Origin of the sequence: Paenibacillus lentus, assembly GCF_042714055.1 — a bacterium.
GTDB lineage: Bacteria > Bacillota > Bacilli > Paenibacillales > Paenibacillaceae > Fontibacillus > Fontibacillus lentus_A.
Genome location: NZ_JBHGVC010000035.1, coordinates 1 through 1,273 on the forward strand (window position 1 = coordinate 1; position 1,273 = coordinate 1,273).

The following is a 1,273-nucleotide window of genomic DNA, read 5'->3' on the forward strand; positions in this document are numbered from 1 at the left end:
AAGGCTGGGCTGTGATGGGGAGGGAAAATTTACAGTACCGAAGGTCATGATCTCACACTGCCAAGAAAAGCCTCTAGCCAGGAGAAGGTGCCCGTACCGCAAACCGACACAGGTAGGCGAGAAGAGAATTCTAAGGCGCGCGGAAGAACTCTCGTTAAGGAACTCGGCAAAATGACCCCGTAACTTTGGGAGAAGGGGTGCCCCGGTAGTGTGAATAGCACGAGGGGGCCGCAGTGAAAAGGCCCAAGCGACTGTTTAGCAAAAACACAGGTCTGTGCGAAGCCGTAAGGCGAAGTATACGGGCTGACGCCTGCCCGGTGCTGGAAGGTTAAGGGGAGCGGTTAGGGGTAACCCGAAGCTGTGAACCGAAGCCCCAGTAAACGGCGGCCGTAACTATAACGGTCCTAAGGTAGCGAAATTCCTTGTCAGGTAAATTCTGACCCGCACGAATGGCGTAACGACTTGGGCGCTGTCTCAACGAGAGATCCGGTGAAATTTTAATACCTGTGAAGATGCAGGTTACCCGCGACAAGACGGAAAGACCCCATGGAGCTTTACTACAGCTTGATATTGAACTTTGATGCGATTTGTACAGGATAGGTGGGAGCCTAGGAATCCGGAGCGCCAGCTTCGGTGGAGGCATCGTTGGGATACCACCCTGATCGTATCGAAGTTCTAACCTAGGACCGTGATCCGGTTCGGGGACAGTGTCAGGCGGGTAGTTTGACTGGGGCGGTCGCCTCCTAAAGAGTAACGGAGGCGCCCCAAGGTTCCCTCAGAATGGTTGGAAATCATTCGTAGAGTGCAAAGGCAAAAGGGAGCTTGACTGCGAGACTGACAAGTCGAGCAGGGACGAAAGTCGGGCTTAGTGATCCGGTGGTACCGCATGGAAGGGCCATCGCTCAACGGATAAAAGCTACCCTGGGGATAACAGGCTTATCTCCCCCAAGAGTCCACATCGACGGGGAGGTTTGGCACCTCGATGTCGGCTCATCGCATCCTGGGGCTGAAGTAGGTCCCAAGGGTTGGGCTGTTCGCCCATTAAAGCGGTACGCGAGCTGGGTTCAGAACGTCGTGAGACAGTTCGGTCCCTATCTGTCGTGGGCGTAGGAAATTTGAGAGGAGCTGTCCTTAGTACGAGAGGACCGGGATGGACGCACCGCTGGTGCACCAGTTGTTCCGCCAGGAGCATAGCTGGGTAGCTACGTGCGGATGGGATAAACGCTGAAAGCATCTAAGCGTGAAGCCCTCCTCAAGATGAGATTTCCCAATT

At 54.7% G+C, this 1,273-nt stretch carries 1 rRNA gene; it reads left to right on the forward strand.

Annotation, left to right across the window (positions count from 1 at the left end):
* Window positions 1–1,273 (forward strand): 23S ribosomal RNA (locus ACE3MQ_RS27255); the annotation flags it as partial.